Raw genomic sequence first — 21317 nt, 5'->3', positions numbered from 1 at the left:
TTATTACAATAAACGCTTATTGGCGGTTAATTTTAACTGCAAATGGCGTGTCGTTATTATGAGTTGAACGATACGGGTTTATATCGAGGCCACCACGGCGCGTATAGCGTGCATAAACTTCAAGATTTTTAATGCTGAGCTGAGTACTTAAATCGCTATAAATACGCTCCACGCATTGTTCATGAAACTCGTTATGGGTTCTAAACGAAATTAAGTAGCGCAGTAACGACTCTCTACATATTTGCTCACCTGTATAACGAATAATTACACTTGCCCAATCGGGTTGAGAGGTAATTAAGCAGTTAGATTTAAGTAAGTGGCTATGCAGGGTTTCGGTTACCGTTTTATTACTTTGCGATTTAAGTGAATGGGCATCAATATCGTAGTTATTAATTTCGATATCTAAATCATCAATACACTCACCAGGTAATGGTGTGTAAGGAAGACAGTTATACTCATCAGCATTGTATAAAGTTACCTGCACTAAGCTGTTAACCACTGCGGTTAGATCTTTAACTAAATGCTTTTTTACTTCATCACGGCTGTTAAATCGAGTTTGGTTAAAGCTATTTAAATACAGTTTAAACGATTTAGACTCAACAAGATGACTGCTTTGGCAGGCAAAAGTAAATACAGCGATAGCGACTTGCGGCTTGCCTTTAGCGTTTAACCACGACAGCTCGTAGCCAGTCCAAATGTCTTGGCCTTTAAATGGCAAAGCGGCTTCGTCAATATTTAAAGCATCTCTATTTAGCTTACGCGCAATTGGAAAAAGCAAGCTTGGAGTATATTGATCTATATATTCAGTTGACTGGCCTAACACACTGCCTTTAAGGTCGGGAGAATTGCTGTAATCTGTCATGTTTGCCCTTAAATAGTTACAATAGCGGCATTATATCTAATTTAAATGAGTTTCATAGTATGTCTGTTGTATTGCAGTTAGCCCAGCTACACCAAAGGTTTAATGATAAAACCATAAAAAACACGCAAAAACATCCACTTATGGCGCACGATGAACAGTGGCCAAGCCCATGTGAAATAGGTAATGTTGATCAGCAAGGTAATATTCAGTGGCAAGCTGTGCTGCAGCAACCCCCAGGCTCGCTTAATGATTTAGCTAAGGCATTAGATGTTACATTTCCAAGTGGCTTAAATGCGCTTTATGGGCACATGTATGGTGGTAACATTCAAGCCAGTATTGATGGTCATCAAGTTGAATTGTTGCAGGCATGGAATAGCGATGACTTTGATTTATTGCAACAAAATATAACTGGTCACGTTTTAATGAAGCGTAAACTTAAACAACCTGAAACAGTATTTATAGGGTTAACAGCACAAGATGATTTGTTAGTAAGTGTGTTACTGCACAGCGGTGAAGTGTGCTTAGAGTACGTAGGCAAAAAAACGCATCATGTGCTTGCTGCCAATATAGAAGCATTTTTGCAAGCGCTTGAGGTTTAATTAAAACTGGCTTAATTACCTTAAAAGGATTTAGTGTAAAGTATTAGCTCGGAATTAATTTTAATACCGAGCAAGTACTTTAATAATACCTTTAACTTATTGAAAATCCCACGATATGTTAGACACTAAGGCGCAGGGCTCACACCTAAAATCAAATAATCCAAACCAGGATTCAGGTAACTTCCAATCGCCATTACAGCTTGGGCATTTACGCTCTAGTTCAGATGTTTTATCGGTGCCACCTACGCGATATATATAGTAATACACAGGTTTTTTAGTTAAAAAGCTAATTCGTTTAGTAATGTCTTTACCACGGCGGTATAAGTCGCTTTTAATACTCGAAATTTCTTCAAGAGCAGGAAACTCACAACGTGTTGCGCCATTAATTTGAATTTGATCGCAGGCTTGCCAGTCTTCTTGCCATTTAATTAAGGTTTTATAATCACCATTAGCAATCGCTGGGATCCGAAATAGCGGTACCGGTAAAAAGTCGTCACCACAATAAAGTGGGCTACAAGTATGCACATACGTGGTGTATAAAATATAGCTAGAAGGCTCGGCGCAGCAATCAGACCCATTAGAGTGAATATCTTGACCAATAATTTTTACTTTTGGCGCAAGTAAACCAGCGCTGTGCAATTGCTCAATGCTGTGTTTTACAAACGGACTATTATTAAGCGGGTGCATGGCATCTTCGTTTGGGCACATAACACGGGTAATAAAGTAACCATCTTTTAAAACAGTAGGAAATTCTTCGCCCATTATTTGGCCATTAAAACGTAGCGCATTAACCAAGCGGTTAATAGCTTGTTCGGCTTTCTCTAAAGTGGTGTCTTGGTAGCAATCAAAGGTTAAATCAACAACGAACATTTATAGTCTCGAATTATTATTTTTCTAGCAGGGTAAGTAACCGGTCGAGCTTTTCTTCAATTCTATCTAACTGCGAAGTTTTAGAATCGCTACCACTCGGTTGTACTTGGCTTTTCATTAGGTTATAAATTGAATCTGGATTGTTTTTATACTGACTCACCGCCGCAATAATAACAGGCATAGGCACCGGCTTAATTAAACGACTTTTAGTAAGCGCGACAGTAGGTACTTTGCCTTCGTCTAGAAGGACTTTAATTGCATCAAATACAGCAGCATTCATTAGGTTTATAACTCTTTAGTATAAATAGGTACGCAGCATGAAGCTGCTGCGTGGAGGCTATAGTAACAATAAATAGAGAGGGGCACATTAAATGTCCCAAATTAAATCAATTACCTTAAAATTAATTGCCTTGGCGAAGGCGTACATCAAGCTCATCAATAACTTCACTCCAATCACTGTCCTCTGCCAGTGATTCAGCTAAAAAATGCTGTTGAGATTCATCCCAAAAAGGTGCATCTTGTATTAACGTTGTATCTGCAATCTCATGAGAAGCAATGAAAGCATCAATCTGAGCTTCAGAACTAGGTAAGCCAAGTTGTGCAAACAGCGTATTTATATCGTGCTTTGTTGTATCCATGTTGTGCTCCTAGCGTGTCAAAATAAGATTATAAATAAACTATAGTCTAAGCTAGCTAAACTCACGCTGAATTTACCATTAATAACTTTACAGCTATAGTTTAGAAAGTGAGTTAATAAAGCGCTTATTTACAGAAAAAATATAAATTTATTATGTTTGTAAGTTGTAGCTATGAGTAAACCCAATCGCATTAAATTAGTGAGTGATTATAACGACAAGCTAATGGCTTAATCACAAGGCGAAAATAATGATATGTTGTTCTAATACAAAAAAGGAATAATAAATGACTGTGACCACCCAAGCCGATACATTTAGCGTACAGTATTTAGCCGCAGAAGATATAAGTATTGCCGCGAGTTTAATTTATCAGGCGTACCACGACGATCCTATTTTACAAACTATGCTCAATTATGAGCAAGAGAGTAAATCGGCCTACGAAAAAAAGCTTCGGTCATTAATTCGCGAAGAGCTAAGTAGCTTTTGGCAAGAGAAACAGCCACTTATTGGTTTATATCGTAACGACAAACTTAAAGCCGTTGCCTGCGTGTTCGAATCAAACAGCCAATTACAGGCGCAGCGTTATTGGCATTGGCGCTTAAAGCTAATGTTAAGTGCTGGTTACTTACAAACCAATCAATTAATAGATAAAGAGCAAACAATTAGAGATGCACTACAGCAGCAGGGCAACTACTATTTTTTAGCTTTTATTGCGGTCGATCCGCATTTTCATGGCCAAGGATTTGGGCGTTATTTATTAAGAGGCCTAAATGACCTAGTTCAATCTAATGCTGAGTCTGCAGGTATGGCGGTGTTTGTAACGCGCAAAGAGCATACTCAGTTTTTTAAAACCGAAGGGTTTGAAAGCTTTAAGCAGCTTACTTTTAATAAGGTTGCGGGCGAATTGTTATTTAAGTCAAAAAACTAAATTTAATTTAGGTTAAAGGTAGCCTGTCTTGGTGGTTAATATCCCAAAACGGATATATGACCGTGAGATATATCTTACATCGCTGTGCGAGTTGTCAGTTTAAATTGCGTGGAAATAGTTTTTTATTACCTATTTGATTGATATTAAAGGTTATTTTTATTATTTTTGTTTTTTAATATAAATGCCATTTAATAATTAACAGCTAGGTACTATACCTACTAGCCATTTGCTTTAAACTTTACTTTGTCAAGACGACACAGCTCAATGATTGAGTGATTGCCAAGGATAAGGAAGTAGGCAACATAGCAGACGCTAGCAAGAAGCAAAACGGACAAGTTAACACGGACGCAAGGATGAACAGGAAAGTGCATGATGCGCTTAAGTGGCTGGAGCTACTAATGGATAATCAAGGATGGTGCTACAGGAAGTAGCCGGAGCGTTAGTTTACGCAGGACAGCCAAGGTGGCAAGAGGATATTGCAGGATGCAATGTGAGGGTGAACAAGGTTGTTTGCTCGTTCAGAGGATGATAATACGGATTACACAGGTAAAGGATACCTAACAGGATGTTTGTCAATTGGGGCGTAACTTTAGTTACGCCTTAGTTTTTTGTGTTTTACTCACTTTTTTAATTTACCCTTACCCTAAATTAAACTTTTAGCGCAGTATAAAGGTTATATTTTATGCGGTGGAATAACCACACTTTTTAAATACTCATTTTCCATGATCAGTATTCCCTGATAGGCATTTTCGCCATCACTTGAAAACTCAAAAATAAATTCGCTTTTCACTCCAGGTTTACCACTTTTTAAAAAGCCAAAGCGGCGTTTACTACAGGCAACGCTCATTAATTGCACCTGCAGTTGTTCGCTTTGGCGTTTAGCATGAACGTTCGCCGCCTCGGCTACTTTTCGGTTTAGCCAAAATAAGTAAATTACACTACCAATCAGTATGAACGTCCATAAACTTGCCATTTAAGAGAATAACCTTCCAATTGCACGCGCGAGGGTTTCGCTACGATTTTCTTTACGTAATAAGCCTAATAAATGCGGGCGAATAGTGGGTATTGCAACTAAATCAGCAAAAATACTCACAAATAGTTCAGTAATTTGTTGATGATGCGCACAGTTATCCATAAACACATGTAAGCGCTCAGGGTCTTCTAGTTGTTTAAAGCAACGCCCAGCAATAGTGAGCAGTACATCAGCATCTTGATTAACAGATGAAGTTAATACGCTATCGACTAATTGAGCGGTTAAGCCTTGCGCTTGCGCTTTAGAAAGCGAGCGTAGCGCTACTGTAACAGCAAACGGGTCGTTATTTTTTATAGCTGCTTGGCCGTACTCTACTAGTAACTGGCTAAATGAGGGCGGTATTTCTACATGCTCAAGCATGGCGCTAAGGGGCTGTAATACCTCAGCGGGCAAATGAGGCCAGGCTTTTTGTATATCAACTAAGTTAGTCTCATTATCTAGGCGCAGTGCAAAATCGGCAATGCCTTGTAGTGCCACACTTTGCCAATTTTCAAAACCCAGCTTGCCACTAAAGTACAACTGCGTATGCTCGTAATACTGTGATGCAGGTTGCTTTAATAATACTTTAAGTTGCGCATTAAAGGCTGCTAATTTATTGGCATTTGGTGTAAAAACATAAGGGTTGTTATCAAGTTTACCGTCGGCTTGCTCACCGGTAAGCTGTGTGCCGAGTGCTTCAATTACCATGTCGGCAAAGTGATCGCGACTCGCACTCACCAATTTGCTTTGCTCATCAACTGGAAATTTTAAAAACCATACATAAGGTTCTTTACTCGCTTTACTATCCCAAAACTGAATAGCTAACCATGCATGACCAGCAAGCGGATATGGGTAAGGGACTTGTGCTTGCTCTATATCTAAAAATTGCTTTTTATCAAGCTTAGTTATGTGCCTACCAATATCAAACGCGCGCCACTGAGTACCTGCATTATCTAAAAGCTGCCCTAATGTCGCTATTTGCTTACTCATCGTTTTCTCAATTGTTTTTACTACAAAATTGCGTCAATTATACGCCATAGCAAAGATTGAGGGAACCGCGGTTATAGAGTTTGAGTTTTGATTTTGCTAAATAACCGAGCAAGCGGGGGTAATATTAAGCGTGTACTTTCAGTTACTATAATTTCCCTCTTAATAAATACAAATGGTATTATTACTTCATCTAGTTTTAAGAGGGCGGTTATGTACCAGCAAACTCAAGCTTATTTAGTGCAGTTAAGCGCACTTTTAAAAAAGCATCAGCTTTGGCAAAATGAGCCAATAGCAGCAGAAGCATTACAGTCAAACGTGCCTTTTTGCCACGACACCATGGCGTTTGAGCAGTGGTTACAGTTTGTATTTATTAAAAAATTTGAGCAACTAATTATTGACGAGCAGCCATTGCCGCGCAACTTTGCAATTGCTCCTATGGCACAAATGACGCTTGCGAGTAAAAAAGGCAGCGGTGAAATTATTACTCTGTTAACAGCCCTTGATGCCTTTTTAGGAGAGCCAAATGAGTGAGCGCCCAGCACCAATTGAGTATGGCGAACTGACTATTTTGTATCAGGATGAAAACTACGTAGCCATAGATAAACCTTCAGGCTTATTAGTGCATCGCTCGTTTTTAGATAAGCACGAAACCCAGTTTGCTATGCAAATGCTGCGCGATCAACTTGGGCAGCATGTTTTTCCGGTACATAGGCTCGATAGACCCACATCGGGGGTGTTACTGTTTGCGCTAAGTTCAGAAGCTGCCCGCGATATGAATCAGTTATTTATTGAAGGCACTATGAGTAAACGCTATTTAGCCTTAGTACGTGGTTTTGCACCTGAGTCGGTATTTTTAGATAAACCACTAAAAGAAGAGCTGGACAAAATAGCAGATAAGTTTGCCGATCAAGACAAAGCGCCACAAGAAGCGCAAACTCAGTTTAATTGCTTATACCAAGCAGCCTTACCCATTCCTATTGGCAAGTACCCTACAGTGCGCTACTCCCTTGTTGAGTGTTTTCCTAAAACGGGGCGTAAACATCAAATTCGTCGGCATTTAAAGCATTTATCACTGCCTATCATTGGCGATGTAAACCATGGCGATAATCAGCATAATCAATTTTTTAGGGAGCATTTTGAGCTGCGCAGATTAATGTTATTTGCAACTGAGCTTAGCTTTGTGCACCCTTATAGTAATGAACCAATAAAAATTAAAGCGCCACTAGGTGATGCAATGCTCAGCATTTGCAAACAACTAGGTTGGCCAGATGAAGAAAAGGATTATTAATTAATGGCACATATTAGTATTTTTGTAGGCAGCGTATATGGCGGTGCAGAGCGTTTAAGTGACGAAGTAGCCACAACAATAGAGCAAGCGGGGCATGGCGTTACGGTATTTAATGAGCCAGTGTTGAGCGACATTCAAAGTGCGTCACATATTTTAATTATTACCTCAACAACCGGTCAAGGCGATGTACCTGATAACTTAGCTGATTTTTATAATCAGTTAAATAGTACTTTTCCTATGTTAACCGACAAGCCATTTGGAATTATTGCCATGGGCGACAGAAGCTACGGCGACACCTTTTGTGGTGCAGGGCGCAGCTTTGATGAATTATTACGTGACTTACAAGCTAAGCCTGTTGGTAACCGCTTAGAAGTTGATGCCTGCGAAGACTTTGAGCCTTGGCCAGTTGTCGAGCCTTGGCTAACAACTTGGTTAGGTAAGTTATAATTTAATGAATACAACAACAAAAAAACATGCACTGAGTTTGGTGGTTTTAGCGGGAGGTTTAGGAAGTCGTTTTGGCGGTAATAAACAAATTGCTGAAATTAGTGGGCTTGGTTGCACCATTATGGAATTAAGCATTGCCGATGCAGTTGCCGCCGGTGTAACGCAGGTGGTACTTATTATTAACCAAGCGGTGCGCAGCGAAATAGAGCAAACAATTTTACCGCGTTTAGCAGCAAATATAGACGTTGTACTTATCGAGCAGCATACCAATTTAGTGCCAAAACAATTTGAGCAACTTGCCCAACAGCGCGAAAAACCATGGGGTACTGGGCATGCGTTATTATGTGCCAAAGACGTGATTAATAATCCGGCAATTGTTATTACCGCCGATGATTACTATGGTGCATCGTCGTTTAAGCTCCTTAGTGAGCACTTTAAACACCAAGGTAATTGGGCCATGGTAGGCTATCCTATAATAGATACGTTATCGGGGGAAGGCGGTGTAAATCGGGGTGTTTGCCAAGTCGAAAACAACCAACTGCTGAGAATAGTTGAATACTTAAATATTCAACAACAAGCAGGGCAAATAATGGGTGATAACCCGGCAGGAGTGCGCGAAGGTATTGCGAAAGATGCATTGGGCTCTATGAGCTTTTGGGGAGTAACCCCCTCATTTTTTCAATACTTAGAACAAGGTTTTACTGCCTTTTTACAGCAATACGATACAGCTGTAAAAATGGAGTATTATTTACCGGATCAGATTCAGCGCGCAATTAGCACCAAGCAGCAAGCTGTGAGTATTTACCGTGCTCAAGAATCTTGGTACGGCGTTACCTACAAGTCAGAATTTGTCAGCGTTGCTGCAACCTTATATAAATTACGACATTAATAAATAGCACGTACTTGCCTTTTTAGGCGTAAAAATAGCGAAATAAAAATGAATTTAAATCCTATCGCGGTGCAATTAGCGCAAAGCTTTGGCCTTGGCAATAAACACATAACAATGAAAGCAATTGGTAGTGGCCATATAAACTGCACTATGCTGCTTAGCACTCCGCAACAGTTATTAGTATTGCAAAAGCTCAATGTTGATGTGTTTCCTGAGCCAGATTTACTCGTAAAAAATGCCCGTTTAATAGAGCAACACTTAACTAACAAGCAGCAATTGGGTGAGTACAACTTAGATATTATTCGCCACGTAGCGACTATTAATAATGACTATTTAGTTAACTGTGATCAGGGTGTATGGCGAGCGCTAGAGTTTATTGGTGGCAGTTACAGCGACGATGTAGTAACCAATGCTACCCAAGCGCAAACTGCGGCGAATGCCTTTGGTCAATTTGCTGTGGCGCTAGAGGATTTTGATGCAGAACAATTACACCATGTGATCCCTGATTTTCATAACTTAGCCATGCGCGCGCAGGCGTTTAAAACTGCAATTAGTCTTGACCCAGAGCAGCGCTTAGCTAGTTGCCAAGCTGAGGTTGATTTTTGTTTATCGCAATTTACACTTATTGATGAACTGCAAGCATTAGCAGGATCTATACCAGTAAGGCCTTGTCATAACGATACAAAAATAAATAATATGCTGTTTTGTGAGCAATCACATAATGCTAAAGCGGTAATTGATTTAGACACCTGTATGCCAGGGTATTGGCTTTACGACTTTGGTGATATGGTACGCACTTTTTGCTCACCAGAGCAAGAAGACTCCACCGATTTAAGTAATGTAGGTGTGCGTGAAGAAATATTTGCAGCCATAGTTAAAGGTTACGTAGAGCCATTAAAAAACCTGATCACCGAGCAAGAAAAACAAAGCTTTTGGCTAGGTGCTAAAGTGATGACCTTTATGATTGGCCTGCGATTTTTAACAGATTATATTGATGGCGATAATTATTTTGCAATCAAACATGCCAACCATAATTTAGAGCGGGCGCAAAATCAGTTTGCGCTTTATAAAGATATTATTGCAAAGCAAAGCACCCTTAAAGCAATATTAGCACAAGCCTAAAATAACTAAGGCGCTATAAGCGCCTTAGTTATACCTTGTTGCAGTTTAACTGCTTCTAACATCTACTTTTAATTTAAGCTTTTGCCCTGGCTGTAAATATTTTTGCCCGGCTAAACTATTCCACTTAATAATGTCGTTTACAGTTAAGTTAAACTTAGACGCAATACGCGCTAACGAATCACCACGGCGCACTTTATACGTAATTGTACGATGCGTAGTGTTTGCTACTGTCTTTGCTTTATTAGCTGATTTATATACTGTTAGCTTTTGATTTAAACGCAGAGTGGCGCTTTTCTTCAGCTTATTCCACTTTGCAAGCTCATCCATAGTGACATCGTATTCACGGCTAATATCCCACAGTGTGTCACCACTTTTAACCGTATGCGAAAGCTTAGTACGGCTGGTATTACTGGCCGCAGAGCGCATTTTCTCTGGTAAATGTTCGCTATTAATTGCGCCATCAGTTAGCGGCACTAATAGTTGCTGACCGACTCTAATTGTATTTGAGCTTAACTTATTTAATGATCGGATTGCACTGGTGCTGGTGGTAAACTTTTTGGCAATAACCGATAAACTGTCGCCACGCTCAACCGTATATTGCTGCCAGCGTAAGCGGTTTTTAATATCAGTATTAGCTAATTTTTGACTAAACTGCTCAGCTTTATCAACCGGTAATAGTAAAGAATGCGGACCATTAGGATCGGTTGCCCAACGATTAAAACCAGGGTTTAACCTATACAACTCAGTGAGTGTTATATCGGCCATTTCTGCAGCAAGTGCTAAGTCAATTTGTGAGCCTATTTCGACTACTTCAACAACTTGTGCATTTATAATTGGATTCCACGTAACATTAAAGTCATCTGAGCGCTTTAATAAGTCGGCCAGTGCTAATAATTTTGGTACATAGGCAGTGGTTTCGCTAGGTAAATCAAGTGACCAAAAATCGGTCGGCAAATGTTTTTTGCGATTCTTTTTAATCGCGCGTAACAAACGACCTTCACCCGAGTTATAAGCTGCAATCGCATTGAGCCAATCGCCCTCAAGGGTTTTGTGTAAATACGACAAGTAATCAAGTGCAGCGCGAGTTGATTGTACTATGTCGCGACGCCCGTCATACCACCAGTTTTGCTTTAAATCGAAACGCTCACCGGTTTGTGGCATAAATTGCCAAATACCCGACGCAGTGCGGTGCGAGTAACCAAACGGATCGAAAGCACTCTCTACAATAGGCAGCAGTGCAATTTCGATTGGCATTTCACGTTTTTCTATTTCTTCAACAATAAAATGCAAATAAGGTTCGGCACGCTTCGAAATACGATTTAAATAAGCTTGATGCTTTGCATAATAGTTACGCTCGGTAACTACGGGCCGATTTTGCGGCACCTCTATTGCAAGTTGGTAACGAATACGCTCCCATACATCATCAAAAATAGGCGCTTCAGCGTCAGCATTTTTAGCGTGTTGATACTTGGCGCTGCTCATTAATGCATTGCTAATATCGTGTGGACTTGCGCCTCCAAGCTGCTTATTTGCTTGAGTTGCGGCTTGTGAGTCAGTGTTTTCGTTTGTTAACGTTTGACAGCCACTTAGTGCTAATACTAAAACCAGTAATAGGGGAGATTTATTCATAAATACCAATACATGGGGTAAAAAACTCGGCGAATACTACCCGTTATGAGCTAACATTGCCACTTGTGACCTTTTAAAACACTTAGCAATAATCAAATGCTAATTTTAACTTTTTGATTGTTAAGCAAAAAGTACGTATGGCTATTGGTTAGCGGATTAAAAATGGTCTTTGAACTTTCTCAGACCTGCAAAGTTTTCCCAAGGTTCATTGTTTTTTGTAACCGAGCAAAATTCTTTTGGTAATAGTTCAGTAATGTTAGGCAAATCGCTGCGCATAAAAGGATTTATTTTTAACTCTTGGCCGATAGTGCTTGGTAAAGTAATTTCATTTTTGCTGCGCAGTTCATCTACTTTTTTACTATAGGCAAGTAGTTCTGGGTTACGCGGTTCAATGGCTGCTGCAAAAGCGAGGTTAGCTTGAGTGTATTCATGAGTACAATAAACTTTGCAATCTGCAGGCAGTTCGCGCAATTTATTAAATGAGAGCCACATTTGCTCAGCAGAGCCTTCAAATAAACGCCCACAACCACCACTAAATAAAGTATCACCAGTAAAGGCAAGTTGCTCATTAACATAACAAATATGATCTAGGGTATGCCCGGGTGTCGTTATAATATTAAAAGCAGTATTAAGCACTGTAATACTTTGGCCATCAGTAAGTGGCCGAGTAATCCCCTTAAACGGGCTGTTAGTTGGGCCGTAAACAGCAATACTTGGGTTTTCGCTAACCAGCCTTGCTACGCCATCGGTATGGTCGTAATGATGGTGGGTAATTAAAATACCCGCTAAGGTTAAATTATGCTGCGCCAAATAATCCAGTACTGGCTCTGCTTGGCCCGGATCGACTACCCAAGCTTGCGTATTATTGCTTGTAGTTAAGCACCAAATATAATTATCTGAAAAGGCTTTAATTGCTTTGACTTGCACCATGTAACGTTGCTCTATAAAGTGACAGTTAACACCTAGTATAACGAGCTCATAAAATGAAACCAGCCCTTAGTTTTCAAGAAGGACCTAAACCGTTGTCATGGCAGCAGTTTCCTCATGGGGATTATTTACGCTGTGAGATTGAACGTAAATTAGCGCCGTGGCTTCCCCGTATGTTTGGCTACCATATGCTTAAGTTGGGCAGTTTGAGTGGCGAGCTAAACACCAGTAAATGTTTAATAAAACACCAAGTGTGCGTAGCGCAAGCGGGCGCTTACACCGGCGTTATTGCCGATATAGACGAATTACCATTTTATGAGCACACTATTGATGCATGTATTTTAAGTCACTGCTTAGAGTATCACTCAGATCCTCATCATATTTTACGCGAAGCACATCGCAGCTTAATTCCTGGTGGGTATATTGTGATAACGGGCTTTAATCCGTTTAGTTTATGTGGGCTTGCCCAATTACTGCCGTTTAGTGGCCAGAAACTACCATGGACAGGGCGCTTTTTTACACCAGCACGGGTTAAAGATTGGCTTAATTTATTGGGATTTGAAATAGTGAGTGATGAGCGCTTTATTTACTCATCACTGGCGCGTGGTAATCGATTGTCGCGTTTTGCGTTTTGGCGCAGCTTTACCAAACAATACTTAAAACCTATGGGCAGTGTTTACATGCTGGTGGCACGTAAACGTGTTGCACCGCTCACACCCATTAAACCTAAGTGGCATGCTCGCCCGCGCTTTACAACAGTAGAAGGGGGCCTTAGGCAAACTTCAAAGCAACACTTAAAGCATTGTGAGCAAAATAAAAAGTAATTTGGTATGTGCTAATCAGCTTTAAGGTTGATAACCTACATCATCGAGTAAATCTTTACTGCCAGCGGCATCGCGCGCTAAGTCATCTACAATTTCGTTGTATTTATGGCCGCTATGCCCTTTAACCCATTTCCAGGTTACGGTGTGTTTAGCGCACGCTAAATCGAGGCGTTTCCATAAATCGACATTTTTTACCGGTTTTTTAGCTGAGGTTAACCAGCCGCGCTTTTTCCAATTCGTGATCCAAGACTCAATTCCTTGTTTTACATATTGGCTATCGGTAGTGATATTAATAACACATGGGCGAGTTAATACTTCTAGAGCCACAATTGCGCCAAGCATTTCCATGCGATTATTAGTCGTTAGTTTATAACCTTGGCTTAATTTTTTTTCATGTTCGTTATAAATCATGAATATACCATAACCACCGGGGCCTGGATTACCTAAACACGAACCATCAGTATAAATCTCTACGGTTTTTTCCACTGTTTTACCTTGATATTATGTACAATAAAGTGATTATAGGAAGATACCAGAGTCAGGATTAATTCGATATGGCACGCAGACAAATAGTTTTAGATACAGAAACCACCGGCATCGACCCTAAACAAGGGCATCGTATTATCGAAATCGGGTGTGTTGAATTAGTAAATCGCCGCTTAACCGGCAATAACTTTCATGTGTATATTAACCCACAGCGCAACAGTGAAGAAGAAGCAATAGACGTTCACGGTATCACTAATGAGTTTTTACGTGATAAACCACTGTTTCATCAAATTGCTCAAGAGTTTTTTGATTATATTAAGGGGGCAGAACTGGTTATTCATAATGCGCCGTTCGATATTGGCCATATGGATAATGAATTTTCTCTACTTAACCAGGGCTATCCTAAAACGGCCACCTTCTGCCAAGTACTCGACACGCTTAAAATGGCGCGTGACTTGCATCCAGGACAAAAGAACAACCTAGATGCGCTATGCCGTCGTTACGACGTAGATAACGCTAAGCGAACCTTGCACGGCGCATTACTGGATTCTGAAATATTAGCCGACGTTTACCTAGCAATGACAGGCGGGCAAGTTAAGCTAAATTTGAATCAAAACAAAAATGACGATACCGATCAGCAAAAAGGTGGAATACGACGCTTAAGCGCACAACGAGCGCCTCTAGTAGTATTAAGCGCCAGTGAGGCTGAACAAGCTGCACACGAAGCACGATTAGATATTGTTAATAATGAAGGCGGCCACTGTATATGGCGCGCTGATTAAGGCCATATTATGAAAACCTTTTATTTGGTAACCGCATTAGTATCTGCTAGTTTTTTTGCAACCAGCGCATATGGCGTTAAACAAGTTGAAGTACTAAAGCGTGATGGGAGGCAAAATGAAATCCCTTTATTAGATAATCGTTTTCGTATTGACAGTAAAGTAGCTGAAATAACCTTACTTTTTTTTAGAAAGCCAGGCTCACCGGCTGTTATTTTAGTAAGGCCCGATGGCAGTAAATATTTTGCTACCGAATCAGTTAAAAACCCTGACTTAAGTTGGCATGACGAGCTTAGTTATGATTTGGTTACCATACGCAACCCCATGGCTGGCCCTTGGCAAGTTATAGGTAGTATATTACCCGACAGCCGCATTGTCGTATTAGGCGAGGTATCACTAGAGGCAGAGCCGTTACCGGAAATGCTGTTTAGAGGCGAGACAATAAAAATCACCGGAAAAATTTTAAATGACGGTGCTCCCATAAATGCCAATCTATTTAGAGATGTCGTTACCTTAAATGTTGATTTTGTAAGTACTAATAGTGCAGAGGCTGCTAATTTTGGAGCGAGTACTCAAGAAGTCGCTGAATTTAAAGACGATGGCCAAGGGTTTGACGAACGTCCAAACGATGGCGTTTTTACGGGCGAGTTTAAATTAGATTTTCCAGAAGGAGAGTGGATCCCCGAGCTCTACATAGTAACTCCCTTGTTACAACGTCGAATAGTGCAAAGTAGCATTATGGTACATTCTGCCCCTGTAAGTTACGACATAACATTAGCAGAGCAAGAAAGTAACGAGCACCTTTTAGCTATTAATATAGATGACACAATAGTTAAGCCAGAAACCGTAATTATGCAGGGTAAAATTTACTACCCTAATAACGAAGAACAAATGTTTAGTATAGAGTCGGATGCAAAACATACGAGACAGTTAGCAATTAAAAATTATGGTTGGGGTCGATATAGTGTCGAGCTGTCTATTTTTGGCACAAATATAAAGGATCGTGAGTTTATGGCAACGCTGCCAACGTACAAATTTGAAATTGCACGCCCAATAGAAGCGGTACCGGCAGTTGCTCCTGCGACCTTAATTAATCCTGATTTAATGATTGAGAGTGAACCCATAGCAGAAAAAATGGCGAATTGGGTTTTGATCAGCTTAATTATTGTTGGAAATCTGTGCGTTTTATTAATGGGTTGGCTGGCAATTCGTATTTTTGTACAGAAAAAACCGCTTAAATTTAAAGTGAAGCTGCCTTTTATAAATAAAAAGACAACAACAAATGACGATGTTGGTAATTCTGAAAAAAAGCAAAGTACTAAAAATGGCTCAAAAAATGACAAAAGCGGTGAAATTTTAAACCTTTCGATGACAGATGACTAAAAAACCTAAATAAAAGCGAAAAAGCCCTTGACGAAATAGGGGCTGGTTCGTATTATTCACGCCGCTGTCAGGGGAGACTCAAACAGCAACGAAAATGTGGAGTGGTAGTTCAGTTGGTTAGAATACCGGCCTGTCACGCCGGGGGTCGCGGGTTCGAGTCCCGTCCACTCCGCCAATTTTCGAAAACTTGTAAGCAAAACTGGAGTGGTAGTTCAGTTGGTTAGAATACCGGCCTGTCACGCCGGGGGTCGCGGGTTCGAGTCCCGTCCACTCCGCCAACGCTTACACAACATATGGTTGTAAAACATATTCTTATTCTGGAGTGGTAGTTCAGTTGGTTAGAATACCGGCCTGTCACGCCGGGGGTCGCGGGTTCGAGTCCCGTCCACTCCGCCAACTATTTAAACATTGTTATAGTATAAAATTTGTATGCTGGAGTGGTAGTTCAGTTGGTTAGAATACCGGCCTGTCACGCCGGGGGTCGCGGGTTCGAGTCCCGTCCACTCCGCCAATAAGAAAAAAGATAACAGTTTAAATATACGCTGGAGTGGTAGTTCAGTTGGTTAGAATACCGGCCTGTCACGCCGGGGGTCGCGGGTTCGAGTCCCGTCCACTCCGCCAACAAATTAAGTAATACAAGTACAGTAATAAAGTAATATGATATCTCTGCGGAGTGGTAGTTCAGTTGGTTAGAATACCGGCCTGTCACGCCGGGGGTCGCGGGTTCGAGTCCCGTCCACTCCGCCATTTGATATCAGTAACAAAATTAGTAAGTGCATTACCCCATGCACATACCACTGCGGAGTGGTAGTTCAGTTGGTTAGAATACCGGCCTGTCACGCCGGGGGTCGCGGGTTCGAGTCCCGTCCACTCCGCCACTTGTTATTTCCTCAATAACAAGTTTAAATACAATCATGAATTATATTCTATATTCCTTAGCACATAAAAAAGCCCACAAAAATGCAGGCATAAATTAATCAGCGCAAACTTATTCAGCTTTTAAATACTGCTCTAAAAATTTCAAGTAAGCGTTTGATGCCGTGATCCGATTTTCTTTTTTGCTAAAACCATGGCCTTCATCGTCAAACAATACATACTCAACTGGTACGCCATTGGCTTTAACTGCAGCTACAAGCTCATCACTTTCAACTTGTAACACGCGCGGATCGTTAGCGCCTTGAATAACCATAAGTGGCTTGATGATGTTTTTAGCGTGGAATAACGGTGAAATGGCGCGGTGACGATCACCGTCTGTTGCCGGGTCGCCCATTTCGTCGTACAGCGACTTTTTAAAGCTCTCCCACCAAGGTGGAATAGAATTAAGTGTACGTACCCAGTTGGTAACTCCAAAAATATTAATCCCAACTTTAAACTCTTCGGGTTCAAAGGCAAGGGCTGCCGCGGTCATAAAGCCGCCATAGCTACCACCCATAATGCCAATTTTATCGGTATCGACCCACTCTAAGCTCTGTAAATGTTTTTTGCCGTATACAATATCTTGAAGGTCATCGGTGCCGTGCTTTTTATCATCTAAATGAAAAAAGGTTTTACCATAGCCCGAGCTGCCTCGATTATTAACTGCAAAAATGGCGTAACCATGATTTACCAAATGCTGTTGCATTGCACTATAACCGGTGCGGCTTTGTCCGCCCGGCCCACCGTGCACCCAAATTAACGCAGGCACTTTGTTGGTGCTACTCGCTTGCTTGGGTTTATATAAAACACCTGGTATTTCTAAACCATCAAAGCTCTTAAAACGTACTATAGTGCTTTGCACTAAATCGTTTTGGTTAATTTTTTTACTGAGTGTATTAGTTAATTGCTGCGCGTTATTACTGCCTACTTGCCATACAAATAAATTACTAGGTGCAGTGTCTGAATTTAAATAAAAGGCCATGCTTTGCTCATCAGCTGAAAAGCTCACACCCCGTAAATTACCTGCCGGTAGCTTAGGCATGGCAATTTCTTTATTCGTTTGCGTATCGATCACGGTTACTTTGGTGCTGGCATCGGCGTTCACGCCACTTACCTGGTAACGCCCTGACGTTGAAAAATAAATAAAGCTTACGTCCCAGTCATCGGCTAAAGCTGGGCTGTGCTCGCCAGAAGCTAGGTCATAACGCCACACCTGCGAAAACTCGCCTTTAGCGTCTGTAGAGTAGTATAAGTATTTGTTATCCGCAGAGAAGGTTTCAGGGCTATATTGAGCGGGTGTATGGTGTTTTGAAATTAACTGTGGCTTTAGTGTTTTAGTATAAGTATCTAAAATAAAGGTATCGCTGTCTTTGTTGCTATTACTTTTAGACAGCGCAATAAAACGACCATTTGGGCTTATTGCACCTACATTTAGTCCTAAAGTATTTTGATAAACAGGCGTCACTTTATAGGTTTTACTATTAACGCGATATAAATCCATAAACTTAGCATCACGCTGATTGCTGGTAATAAAAAATTGGCTGGCATTTTTAGTGAAGCCGGCAAAACTAGCACGGGTTTCATCCCCTGGGGTTAAGTCTTTTACTGTGCCGTCAGTTTCGCGTACATAAATATGAAAGCGTTCGTTACCGCCCGTGTCTTTGGTAAACAACACCCGCTCATCATTTGGAAAGTAGCGGATAGGGTAGGTGCTGTCGGTAAAATCGGTTAAGCGAGTTTTGCCGCCTGTTTGGGCATTAACCTCATATAGGCTGTAAATGCCACTTTCATCACTACTGACTAAAATTTTATCGCCATGGGGTGAAAAGCTACTCCCCATAATTGAGGTGGTATCAAAAAATGTTTCAGCTGAGTAAGTGCTCAGTTCTTTTACATGCGCTTTAGAGCTGGTTAGCGGGGCTGTATATGAGGATGAGTTGGTTGATTCACTGCAACCAGAGAGCGCTAGGGTAACTGCGCATGTAATTATTGTAAGTTTAATAATTTGCTTCATTGTTACGTTCCTTCACTGTTGTTTTTATAACCCGAATTTAGGTTAAAGTATTTATAGCAGTTTTACCTGAACAGTTTTTAAACGCAATGAATGGCTGGTTTTATGTACAATAAAAGTGTATCAAAATCTTACACACAAAAAAGCCAGCACATAATGTGCTGGCTTTTATAACTTAAAAGTAGATGCTGGGCTTATTTAGCTGCATCAGCCTTTTTAGGTTTATTATTACGAGCTGCTTTACCAGCGAGTAAATCGGCAGGATCAAAGTCGTCAACGTTTATAACGTCTAAACGAGCTTGTTCTACAGCGGCTAACTTGTCAGCTTCTGCTTGGCTTAAAATACCAGCCTCTAGGCCCATTTGCGCTACTTTATCAAGCTGAAAGAATGGCAGTTTAAGGCCTTTTTCTTTACATACCCGGTCAAATAATGGCTCAACTTCAAGTACGTCTTTAAGCGTTTGCTCTTGACGACCTACAAGGTTAAGTGGCTCATTTGTTAAATACACATAGCTTGCCAAACGATTACGCGTTTCGCTAGGTACTTGTAGTATTTGCGCTAATTTGTGTTCAAGCTGGTCGGTAGGTTTACGAACCGGACGGCCAAACGGGAATAACAATACTTTTAATACGCCACGCAGTGGAGCAGAAGGCATGTTATTAATTAAATCAGCAAGTGCACGTTGACAATGATACAGATGATCTTGACAGCTCCACTGTACTAGCGGGAAGTCTTCTTTTTTACGGCCTTCGTCGTTATAACGTTTAAGCGTTGCAGACACCAAGTATAGGTAGCTTAGTAAGTCACCTAAGCGAGCAGAGATACGCTCTTTACGTTTTAGTGAGCCACCAAATACTGCCATGCTAATGTCAGACATAAGTGCAAGTGATGCACTAAAGCGCGACGCTATACGATAAAACTCAGCGGTTTCGTCTTTGTATGGCACACTTGTAAAACGAGCACCTGTTAACGCGAGCCATTTAGTGCGTACAAGGTTAGACATGGTAAAACCAATGTGACCCATTAATGCTTTATCAAATACGTTTAGCGCTTCTTCACGGTCTTCAATTTCGCACGCACCTAGTTCGGTAAGTACAAACGGATGACAGCGAATTGCACCTTGACCATAAATAATCATATTACGGGTCAAAATGTTGGCACCTTCAACGGTAATCGCAATAGGTGCACCTTGATAACCACGACCTAAATAGTTATTTGGCCCAAGCATGATCCCCTTACCGCCAAGTACGTCCATGGCGTGTAGGGTAGAGTCACGCATTTGTTCTGTAAGGTGGTATTTAATAATAGCCGAAACAACCGAAGGTTTTTCGCCTAAATCTACCGCACCGGTAGACATGCTTACTGCAGCATCAGAGCTATATGCATAACCGGCAAGTTTTGCTAACGACTCTTCAACGCCTTCCATTTTACCAATAGGTAAGCGGAACTGGCGACGAATACGGCTGTAGGCACCTGTTGCAACGGCAATCATTTTAATGCCACCGGCTGAGTTTGACGGCAATGTAATTGCACGGCCAACCGATAAACACTCAACCAGCATACGCCAGCCTTGGCCTGCCATATCTGGCCCACCAATAATGTAATCAAGCGGTACGAATATATCTTTACCCTGCGTAGGACCATTTTGAAACGGCACATTAAGCGGGAAGTGGCGACGACCAATTTCAACCCCTGGAGTATCGGTAGGTATAAGTGCACAGGTAATACCTGGCTCTTTATTATCACCAATTAAACCATCAGGGTCTTGTAATTTAAATGCCAGCCCTAGCACCGTAGCAACGGGTGCAAGCGTAATATAACGCTTGTTCCATGTAAGGCTAACACCTACAACTTCTTCGCCTTTCCATTGCCCTTTACACACTACACCGTAGTCTGGAATTGAGCTTGCATCAGAACCTGCTTCTGGCGAGGTTAATGCAAAACATGGAATTTCTTGGCCACTGGCAAGGCGCGGTAAGTAATGGTCTTTTTGCTCTTTTGTGCCGTAGTGTTGAAGTAATTCACCTGGGCCTAATGAGTTTGGTACACCAACAATTGACGAAAGTAAGGTTGATTTACTGGTTAGCTTTTGTAGTACGCACGACTGTGCAAATGCTGAGAACTGTAAACCGCCATATTCTTTTTTGATGATCATGGCAAAAAATTTGTTATCTTTTAGGTATTGCCATACATCTTGAGGAAGATCGGTAAGTTCGTGTGTTGCTTCCCAGTCATCGAGCATGCTGCACACTACTTCAACAGGGCCATCGATAAAGGCTTGTTCTTCAATAGTTAGCTTAGGCACTGGGTATTGGTGTAACTTTTTCCAATCTGGGTTACCACAAAATAAATCAGCTTCCCACCATGTTGTACCTGCATCAATGGCTGACTTTTCAGTATCAGACATGCTAGGCGTTACTTTTTTAAACATAGCAAAAAGAGGCTTAACAATATATTGCTGGCGAATACCAGTAACAGAAAGAGGCACCGCTATAATTAAAAATATTATCCAACTAATTAAACCAAAAGCACCCGCAAAGGTACCAATTAATAATGTTGCAATAGAAACACCAAGTGCGGTGTTCCAACTTGCTCTGTGGTAAACCGCTGCGCTGAGCAGTGCGATTAAACCGAGTGTAAATATGAGTGTCATTGCTAATTCCTTATTAGAGGTCAGACCACCTTGGTTAGAGTAGCGCTAGTAACGCTAAGTTTCAAGT

General features: G+C 41.1%; 21 protein-coding genes and 7 tRNA genes. 17 read left to right on the top strand and 11 right to left on the bottom strand.

Features of this window, described 5'->3' with window-relative positions; genetic code table 11:
• Positions 1–16: 16 nt before the first annotated feature.
• Positions 17–862 carry an NADPH-dependent 7-cyano-7-deazaguanine reductase QueF gene (gene queF, locus PTRA_RS10530; protein WP_058373737.1) on the bottom strand — a complete coding sequence of 282 codons (846 nt, stop codon included), beginning with the start codon at positions 860–862 and terminating at the stop codon, positions 17–19.
• 59 nt (positions 863–921) lie between these two features.
• Here queF and syd point away from each other — a divergent pair, with 59 nt between their 5' ends.
• Positions 922–1461 (top strand): SecY-interacting protein, encoded by a 540-nt coding sequence (gene syd, locus PTRA_RS10525; protein WP_058374583.1) that lies wholly within the window; start codon positions 922–924, stop codon positions 1459–1461.
• A gap of 96 nt (positions 1462–1557) precedes the next feature.
• Here the strand turns inward: syd and PTRA_RS10520 are convergent, their stop codons facing one another.
• The 3 genes from PTRA_RS10520 to PTRA_RS10510 all read right to left on the bottom strand — a co-directional run bounded on the left by PTRA_RS10520 (position 1558) and on the right by PTRA_RS10510 (position 2969).
• Entirely contained in the window at positions 1558–2331 is a 774-nt protein-coding gene (locus PTRA_RS10520) for a Zn-ribbon-containing protein (RefSeq protein WP_058373736.1), read from the bottom strand.
• Between the two features lie 16 nt (positions 2332–2347).
• Positions 2348–2611 (bottom strand): hypothetical protein, encoded by a 264-nt coding sequence (locus tag PTRA_RS10515; protein ID WP_058373735.1) that lies wholly within the window; start codon positions 2609–2611, stop codon positions 2348–2350.
• 121 nt (positions 2612–2732) lie between these two features.
• On the bottom strand, positions 2733–2969 hold the full coding sequence (locus PTRA_RS10510) for a DUF2789 domain-containing protein (protein ID WP_058373734.1): 237 nt from the start codon (positions 2967–2969) through the stop codon (positions 2733–2735).
• 283 nt (positions 2970–3252) lie between these two features.
• Between PTRA_RS10510 and PTRA_RS10505 the strand changes: the two genes are divergently transcribed.
• Positions 3253–3894, top strand: a complete 642-nt coding sequence (locus PTRA_RS10505; RefSeq protein WP_058373733.1) for a GNAT family N-acetyltransferase — start codon at positions 3253–3255, stop codon at positions 3892–3894.
• 673 nt (positions 3895–4567) lie between these two features.
• On the opposite strand, the gene PTRA_RS10500 is transcribed toward PTRA_RS10505, so the two are convergent.
• Positions 4568–4867: a DUF3301 domain-containing protein gene (locus tag PTRA_RS10500; protein ID WP_011328632.1), complete on the bottom strand. Its 300-nt coding sequence runs from the start codon at positions 4865–4867 to the stop codon at positions 4568–4570.
• Positions 4868–5896 carry a DUF3549 family protein gene (locus PTRA_RS10495; protein WP_058373732.1) on the bottom strand — a complete coding sequence of 343 codons (1029 nt, stop codon included), beginning with the start codon at positions 5894–5896 and terminating at the stop codon, positions 4868–4870.
• A gap of 210 nt (positions 5897–6106) precedes the next feature.
• On the opposite strand from PTRA_RS10495, the gene PTRA_RS10490 reads away from it, so the two are divergent.
• Genes PTRA_RS10490 through PTRA_RS10470 form a run of 5 tightly spaced genes read left to right on the top strand, consistent with a single transcriptional unit; the run spans position 6107 to position 9642 of the window.
• Complete coding sequence (locus PTRA_RS10490) at positions 6107–6427, top strand: YqcC family protein (protein WP_058373731.1); 321 nt, start codon at positions 6107–6109, stop codon at positions 6425–6427.
• Positions 6420–7184, top strand: coding sequence for a tRNA pseudouridine(65) synthase TruC (truC, locus tag PTRA_RS10485; protein ID WP_058373730.1), 765 nt, complete (start codon positions 6420–6422; stop codon positions 7182–7184). The genes PTRA_RS10490 and truC overlap by 8 nt, the downstream gene beginning before the upstream one ends.
• Positions 7185–7187: 3 nt before the next feature.
• Positions 7188–7631 carry a flavodoxin gene (locus PTRA_RS10480; protein ID WP_058373729.1) on the top strand — a complete coding sequence of 148 codons (444 nt, stop codon included), beginning with the start codon at positions 7188–7190 and terminating at the stop codon, positions 7629–7631.
• A 4-nt stretch (positions 7632–7635) separates the two neighbouring features.
• Positions 7636–8520, top strand: a complete 885-nt coding sequence (locus PTRA_RS10475; protein ID WP_058373728.1) for an NTP transferase domain-containing protein — start codon at positions 7636–7638, stop codon at positions 8518–8520.
• A gap of 48 nt (positions 8521–8568) precedes the next feature.
• Positions 8569–9642: a phosphotransferase enzyme family protein gene (locus PTRA_RS10470; RefSeq protein ID WP_058373727.1), complete on the top strand. Its 1074-nt coding sequence runs from the start codon at positions 8569–8571 to the stop codon at positions 9640–9642.
• Between the two features lie 45 nt (positions 9643–9687).
• On the opposite strand, the gene PTRA_RS10465 is transcribed toward PTRA_RS10470, so the two are convergent.
• Positions 9688–11271, bottom strand: a complete 1584-nt coding sequence (locus tag PTRA_RS10465) for a LysM peptidoglycan-binding domain-containing protein (protein WP_058373726.1) — start codon at positions 11269–11271, stop codon at positions 9688–9690.
• Between the two features lie 156 nt (positions 11272–11427).
• Positions 11428–12201 carry a hydroxyacylglutathione hydrolase gene (gloB, locus tag PTRA_RS10460; RefSeq protein WP_058373725.1) on the bottom strand — a complete coding sequence of 258 codons (774 nt, stop codon included), beginning with the start codon at positions 12199–12201 and terminating at the stop codon, positions 11428–11430.
• A gap of 53 nt (positions 12202–12254) precedes the next feature.
• On the opposite strand from gloB, the gene PTRA_RS10455 reads away from it, so the two are divergent.
• Complete coding sequence (locus PTRA_RS10455; RefSeq protein WP_058373724.1) at positions 12255–13022, top strand: class I SAM-dependent methyltransferase; 768 nt, start codon at positions 12255–12257, stop codon at positions 13020–13022.
• A gap of 21 nt (positions 13023–13043) precedes the next feature.
• On the opposite strand, the gene rnhA is transcribed toward PTRA_RS10455, so the two are convergent.
• Entirely contained in the window at positions 13044–13508 is a 465-nt protein-coding gene (gene rnhA, locus PTRA_RS10450) for a ribonuclease HI (RefSeq protein WP_011328623.1), read from the bottom strand.
• Between the two features lie 68 nt (positions 13509–13576).
• Between rnhA and dnaQ the strand changes: the two genes are divergently transcribed.
• The 9 genes from dnaQ (at position 13577) to PTRA_RS10405 (ending at position 16548) form a co-directional block, all read left to right on the top strand.
• Positions 13577–14290: a DNA polymerase III subunit epsilon gene (dnaQ, locus tag PTRA_RS10445; RefSeq protein ID WP_011328622.1), complete on the top strand. Its 714-nt coding sequence runs from the start codon at positions 13577–13579 to the stop codon at positions 14288–14290.
• Between the two features lie 9 nt (positions 14291–14299).
• On the top strand, positions 14300–15670 hold the full coding sequence (locus tag PTRA_RS10440) for a TIGR03503 family protein (RefSeq protein ID WP_058373723.1): 1371 nt from the start codon (positions 14300–14302) through the stop codon (positions 15668–15670).
• A gap of 98 nt (positions 15671–15768) precedes the next feature.
• Positions 15769–15845 (top strand) — tRNA-Asp (locus PTRA_RS10435).
• A gap of 26 nt (positions 15846–15871) precedes the next feature.
• Positions 15872–15948 (top strand) — tRNA-Asp (locus tag PTRA_RS10430).
• 41 nt (positions 15949–15989) lie between these two features.
• Positions 15990–16066: transfer RNA gene (locus PTRA_RS10425), tRNA-Asp, on the top strand.
• 38 nt (positions 16067–16104) lie between these two features.
• Positions 16105–16181, top strand: a tRNA-Asp gene (locus PTRA_RS10420).
• Between the two features lie 33 nt (positions 16182–16214).
• Positions 16215–16291, top strand: a tRNA-Asp gene (locus PTRA_RS10415).
• A gap of 49 nt (positions 16292–16340) precedes the next feature.
• A tRNA-Asp gene (locus PTRA_RS10410) sits at positions 16341–16417 on the top strand.
• A 54-nt stretch (positions 16418–16471) separates the two neighbouring features.
• A tRNA-Asp gene (locus PTRA_RS10405) sits at positions 16472–16548 on the top strand.
• Between the two features lie 110 nt (positions 16549–16658).
• Here PTRA_RS10405 and PTRA_RS10400 read toward each other — a convergent pair.
• On the bottom strand, positions 16659–18599 hold the full coding sequence (locus tag PTRA_RS10400; RefSeq protein ID WP_058373722.1) for a S9 family peptidase: 1941 nt from the start codon (positions 18597–18599) through the stop codon (positions 16659–16661).
• Between the two features lie 191 nt (positions 18600–18790).
• Complete coding sequence (gene fadE, locus PTRA_RS10395) at positions 18791–21250, bottom strand: acyl-CoA dehydrogenase FadE (RefSeq protein WP_058373721.1); 2460 nt, start codon at positions 21248–21250, stop codon at positions 18791–18793.
• Positions 21251–21317: the final 67 nt, after the last annotated feature.

Origin of the sequence: Pseudoalteromonas translucida KMM 520, from assembly GCF_001465295.1 — a bacterium.
GTDB lineage: Bacteria > Pseudomonadota > Gammaproteobacteria > Enterobacterales > Alteromonadaceae > Pseudoalteromonas > Pseudoalteromonas translucida.
Note: the sequence above shows the minus strand (reverse complement) of the source record. Positions and strands in the feature narration are given on the sequence as shown.

Coding starts and splice junctions, on each gene's coding strand:
- queF (WP_058373737.1), bottom strand. CDS start 862: ATGACAGATTACAGCAATTCTCCCGACCTTAAAGGCAGTGTGTTAGGC.
- syd (WP_058374583.1), top strand. CDS start 922: ATGTCTGTTGTATTGCAGTTAGCCCAGCTACACCAAAGGTTTAATGAT.
- PTRA_RS10520 (WP_058373736.1), bottom strand. CDS start 2,331: ATGTTCGTTGTTGATTTAACCTTTGATTGCTACCAAGACACCACTTTA.
- PTRA_RS10515 (WP_058373735.1), bottom strand. CDS start 2,611: ATGAATGCTGCTGTATTTGATGCAATTAAAGTCCTTCTAGACGAAGGC.
- PTRA_RS10510 (WP_058373734.1), bottom strand. CDS start 2,969: ATGGATACAACAAAGCACGATATAAATACGCTGTTTGCACAACTTGGC.
- PTRA_RS10505 (WP_058373733.1), top strand. CDS start 3,253: ATGACTGTGACCACCCAAGCCGATACATTTAGCGTACAGTATTTAGCC.
- PTRA_RS10500 (WP_011328632.1), bottom strand. CDS start 4,867: ATGGCAAGTTTATGGACGTTCATACTGATTGGTAGTGTAATTTACTTA.
- PTRA_RS10495 (WP_058373732.1), bottom strand. CDS start 5,896: ATGAGTAAGCAAATAGCGACATTAGGGCAGCTTTTAGATAATGCAGGT.
- PTRA_RS10490 (WP_058373731.1), top strand. CDS start 6,107: ATGTACCAGCAAACTCAAGCTTATTTAGTGCAGTTAAGCGCACTTTTA.
- truC (WP_058373730.1), top strand. CDS start 6,420: ATGAGTGAGCGCCCAGCACCAATTGAGTATGGCGAACTGACTATTTTG.
- PTRA_RS10480 (WP_058373729.1), top strand. CDS start 7,188: ATGGCACATATTAGTATTTTTGTAGGCAGCGTATATGGCGGTGCAGAG.
- PTRA_RS10475 (WP_058373728.1), top strand. CDS start 7,636: ATGAATACAACAACAAAAAAACATGCACTGAGTTTGGTGGTTTTAGCG.
- PTRA_RS10470 (WP_058373727.1), top strand. CDS start 8,569: ATGAATTTAAATCCTATCGCGGTGCAATTAGCGCAAAGCTTTGGCCTT.
- PTRA_RS10465 (WP_058373726.1), bottom strand. CDS start 11,271: ATGAATAAATCTCCCCTATTACTGGTTTTAGTATTAGCACTAAGTGGC.
- gloB (WP_058373725.1), bottom strand. CDS start 12,201: ATGGTGCAAGTCAAAGCAATTAAAGCCTTTTCAGATAATTATATTTGG.
- PTRA_RS10455 (WP_058373724.1), top strand. CDS start 12,255: ATGAAACCAGCCCTTAGTTTTCAAGAAGGACCTAAACCGTTGTCATGG.
- dnaQ (WP_011328622.1), top strand. CDS start 13,577: ATGGCACGCAGACAAATAGTTTTAGATACAGAAACCACCGGCATCGAC.
- PTRA_RS10440 (WP_058373723.1), top strand. CDS start 14,300: ATGAAAACCTTTTATTTGGTAACCGCATTAGTATCTGCTAGTTTTTTT.
- PTRA_RS10400 (WP_058373722.1), bottom strand. CDS start 18,599: ATGAAGCAAATTATTAAACTTACAATAATTACATGCGCAGTTACCCTA.
- fadE (WP_058373721.1), bottom strand. CDS start 21,250: ATGACACTCATATTTACACTCGGTTTAATCGCACTGCTCAGCGCAGCG.